The organism is Streptomyces sp. 8L, from assembly GCF_020176795.1.
Lineage (GTDB): Bacteria > Actinomycetota > Actinomycetes > Streptomycetales > Streptomycetaceae > Streptomyces.
The window spans coordinates 1-1,084 of sequence record NZ_JAIUKE010000909.1 but is presented as its reverse complement, the minus strand read 5'-3'; the positions used below and the strand labels follow the sequence as shown (position 1 = coordinate 1,084).

Here is a 1,084-nt window from a genome sequence, read left to right as displayed (position 1 = left end):
GGGCTGGGCGGCGGGGTGGGGCCAGGGCCGAAGTAGCGGCGCGTGTATCCGGCGGCGGTGCCGTGCGGATCGGTGCCGGGGAGCCGGGCGGCGCCGGCGCGCCCGGCGGCGGGGTCGACCAGGCCGTAGCCGGTGGCGTCGTCACGGCCGCCCTTGGGCGCGTCCCGCGCGGTGTCCTCCAGCAGTTTCTTGATCTGCGCGGGCGTGAGGTGCGGATGGGCGGACCGTACGAGGGCGACGGTGCCGGAGACGAACGCGGCGGCGGCGCTCGTGCCCCAGCCCTCGTAGTAGTGCCGGTCCGGGTCCGCTATCACCACGTCGACGCCCGGTGCGCTGACGTCGGCGTTCCAGCGGCGGGTGGAGAAGTCCGCGGGCGTGCCGTACTTGTCGACGGCGGCGACGGCGATCACGCCGGGGTAGGCGGCCGGGTAGGAGATGTGGTCGCCCTTCTGGCCGCCGTTGCCGGCGGAGGCGACGACGGGAACGTTCTTGGCGAGCGCGTACTGCACGGCCTCGTCCTCGGCGCGCTCGGGGTGCGCGGAGGCGCTGTCGTCGCCCAGGGAGAGGTTGATGACGTCGGCGCCGTGGTCGACGGCCCAGCGGATGCCTTGGGCGAGTGCGTCGCCCCGGCTGGTGCGGGCGCGGTCGCGTGCCGGGTCGGTGCCCTCCAGGATCACCCGCACGGGCAGGATCTTCGCCTGGGGCGCGAGGCCGAGAACGCCGTCGCTGTCGTGCGGGCCGTGGCCGTGGCCCGCGATGATGCCGGCCATCGCGGTGCCGTGCCGGGCCCAGGAGCGGTCGCCGCGCTCGGCGCCGAAGCCGATGAGGTCCTTGCCCGCGAGGACCTGGCCCGTCAGGTCGGGGTGGGTGCTGTCGACGCCGGTGTCGAGGACGGCGACAGTGATGCCGTGTCCCTTGCTGGTGCGCCAGGCCTGCTGGGCGTGGAGCCGGCCGAGCGCCCACTCCTGGTCGCGTATGGCGTCGGCGCTCGCCGGGGGCGCGGGGAGGAGCAGCAGGAGGGACGCGGCGGCCAGGGCGGCGGCCGTTTGCCGCAGGCGGTACGCGGCCCGGGCGGGCCGCGTAC

Annotated in this window: 1 protein-coding gene; it reads right to left on the bottom strand. The window is 76.1% G+C overall.

All coding sequences use genetic code 11. From position 1 onward, the window contains the following. On the bottom strand, window positions 1-1,055 hold a 1,055-nt coding region (mycP, locus tag LCE31_RS39820; RefSeq protein ID WP_225023187.1), incomplete at its 3' end, for a type VII secretion-associated serine protease mycosin. Window positions 1,056-1,084 lie beyond the last annotated feature (29 nt).